The organism is Acidovorax sp. KNOB132, from assembly GCF_057541515.1.
Genome location: NZ_BAAJYT010000227.1, coordinates 2,501 through 5,749 on the forward strand (window position 1 = coordinate 2,501; position 3,249 = coordinate 5,749).

2 rRNA genes are annotated in these 3,249 nt (G+C 50.9%); both read left to right on the forward strand.

What is annotated here, in order from left to right:
* Window positions 1-93: 93 nt before the first annotated feature.
* A 23S ribosomal RNA gene (locus AC27IO_RS19535) occupies window positions 94-2,971 on the forward strand.
* Between the two features lie 118 nt (window positions 2,972-3,089).
* Window positions 3,090-3,202: ribosomal RNA gene (gene rrf / locus AC27IO_RS19540) — 5S ribosomal RNA — on the forward strand.
* Window positions 3,203-3,249: the final 47 nt, after the last annotated feature.

Genomic DNA, 3,249 nt, shown 5'->3' on the forward strand with positions numbered 1-3,249 from the left:
ACATTCACATTACGGCATAACGCGCGAGGTGAAAGACCTCGCAAGTACTTGAAAGAAAATGGAGATGTTTTGAAAGAGACGTCAAAGTTATAGGGTCAAGTGACTAAGAGCATGTGGTGGATGCCTTGGCGATTACAGGCGACGAAAGACGTGATAGCCTGCGATAAGCTTCGGGGAGCTGGCAAATAAGCTTTGATCCGGAGATTTCTGAATGGGGAAACCCACCTCGCAAGAGGTATCGCATACTGAATACATAGGTATGCGAGGCGAACCGGGTGAACTGAAACATCTCAGTAGCTCGAGGAAAAGACATCAACCGAGATTCCGAAAGTAGTGGCGAGCGAAATCGGAAGAGCCTTCTAGTGATAGCACGACTGTTAGCAAAATGGGATGGAAAGCCCAGCCATAGCAGGTGATAGCCCTGTATGCGAAAACAGACGTGTGGTACTAAGCTAGAGAAAAGTAGGGCGGGGCACGAGAAACCTTGTCTGAATATGGGGGGACCATCCTCCAAGGCTAAATACTCGTAATCGACCGATAGTGAACCAGTACCGTGAGGGAAAGGCGAAAAGAACCCCGGGAGGGGAGTGAAATAGATCCTGAAACCGCATGCTTACAAAAAGTAGGAGCCCGCAAGGGTGACTGCGTACCTTTTGTATAATGGGTCAGCGACTTACATTCAGTGGCAAGGTTAACCGAATAGGGAAGCCGTAGAGAAATCGAGTCCGAATAGGGCGTTCAGTCGCTGGGTGTAGACCCGAAACCAAGTGATCTATCCATGGCCAGGATGAAGGTGCCGTAACAGGTACTGGAGGTCCGAACCGACTAGTGTTGCAAAACTAGCGGATGAGCTGTGGATAGGGGTGAAAGGCTAAACAAACTTGGAAATAGCTGGTTCTCTCCGAAAACTATTTAGGTAGTGCCTCAAGTATTACCGCCGGGGGTAGAGCACTGTTTTGGCTAGGGGGTCATGGCGACTTACCAAACCAAGGCAAACTCCGAATACCGACGAGTACAGCTTGGGAGACAGAGCACCGGGTGCTAACGTCCGGACTCAAGAGGGAAACAACCCAGACCGCCAGCTAAGGTCCCTAAAATTGGCTAAGTGGGAAACGAAGTGGGAAGGCTAAAACAGTCAGGATGTTGGCTTAGAAGCAGCCATCATTTAAAGAAAGCGTAATAGCTCACTGATCGAGTCGTCCTGCGCGGAAGATGTAACGGGGCTAAGCCAGTTACCGAAGCTGCGGATTCACAGTTTACTGTGAGTGGTAGGAGAGCGTTCTGTAAGCCTGTGAAGGTGTCTGGTAACGGATGCTGGAGGTATCAGAAGTGCGAATGCTGACATGAGTAGCGTTAAAGGGGGTGAAAAGCCCCCTCGCCGTAAGCGCAAGGTTTTCTACGCAACGTTCATCGGCGTAGAGTGAGTCGGCCCCTAAGGCGAGGCAGAGATGCGTAGCTGATGGGAAACAGGTCAATATTCCTGTACCGATGTGTAGTGCGATGTGGGGACGGAGAAGGTTAGCTCAGCCAACTGTTGGATATGTTGGTTCAAGCCTGTAGTCGTGCCTGGTAGGCAAATCCGCCAGGCTTAGATGAGGGGTGATAACGAGTCTGCTTGCAGACGAAGTGAGTGATACCCTGCTTCCAGGAAAAGCCACTAAGCTTCAGCTACACACGACCGTACCGCAAACCGACACTGGTGCGCGAGATGAGTATTCTAAGGCGCTTGAGAGAACTCAGGAGAAGGAACTCGGCAAATTGATACCGTAACTTCGGGAGAAGGTATGCCCCAAGTAGGTGAACCTGTACAAGGCGAGCCCAAAGGGGTTGCAAAAAATCGGTGGCTGCGACTGTTTAATAAAAACACAGCACTCTGCAAACACGAAAGTGGACGTATAGGGTGTGACGCCTGCCCGGTGCTGGAAGATTAAATGATGGGGTGCAAGCTCTTGATTGAAGTCCCAGTAAACGGCGGCCGTAACTATAACGGTCCTAAGGTAGCGAAATTCCTTGTCGGGTAAGTTCCGACCTGCACGAATGGCGTAACGATGGCCACACTGTCTCCTCCTGAGACTCAGCGAAGTTGAAATGTTTGTGATGATGCAATCTCCCCGCGGAAAGACGGAAAGACCCCATGAACCTTTACTGTAGCTTTGTATTGGACTTTGAACAGATCTGTGTAGGATAGGTGGGAGGCTTTGAAGTGAGGACGCTAGTTCTCATGGAGCCAACGTTGAAATACCACCCTGGTGTGTTTGAGGTTCTAACCTAGGTCCCTTATCGGGATCGGGGACAGTGCATGGTAGGCAGTTTGACTGGGGCGGTCTCCTCCCAAAGCGTAACGGAGGAGTTCGAAGGTACGCTAGGTACGGTCGGACATCGTGCTAATAGTGCAATGGCATAAGCGTGCTTAACTGCGAGACTGACAAGTCGAGCAGATGCGAAAGCAGGACATAGTGATCCGGTGGTTCTGTATGGAAGGGCCATCGCTCAACGGATAAAAGGTACTCTGGGGATAACAGGCTGATACCGCCCAAGAGTTCATATCGACGGCGGTGTTTGGCACCTCGATGTCGGCTCATCTCATCCTGGGGCTGTAGCCGGTCCCAAGGGTATGGCTGTTCGCCATTTAAAGAGGTACGTGAGCTGGGTTTAAAACGTCGTGAGACAGTTTGGTCCCTATCTTCCGTGGGCGCTGCAGATTTGAGGAAGCCTGCTCCTAGTACGAGAGGACCGGAGTGGACACACCTCTGGTGTATCGGTTGTCACGCCAGTGGCATTGCCGAGTAGCTAAGTGTGGAAGAGATAACCGCTGAAAGCATCTAAGCGGGAAACTCGTTTCAAGATGAGATCTGCCGGGGCCTTGAGCCCCCTAAAGAGTCGTTCAAGACCAGGACGTTGATAGGTCAGGTGTGGAAGCGCAGTAATGCGTTAAGCTAACTGATACTAATTGCTCGTGCGGCTTGACCCTATAACTTTGATCATCATTTGATCAAGTTGTTATGCCAAGTGACGCAGTCAAAATACAAGCTGATTCCAAACTCTATGAATTCGCCGCCTTGATCACATCAAGGTGGCTCCAAGTTATGCCTGATGACCATAGCAAGTTGGTACCACTCCTTCCCATCCCGAACAGGACAGTGAAACGACTTTGCGCCGATGATAGTGCGGGTTCCCGTGTGAAAGTAGGTCATCGTCAGGCTCTTACAGCCCAAACCGCCCCGACATCCAACGATGTCGGGGCGTTTT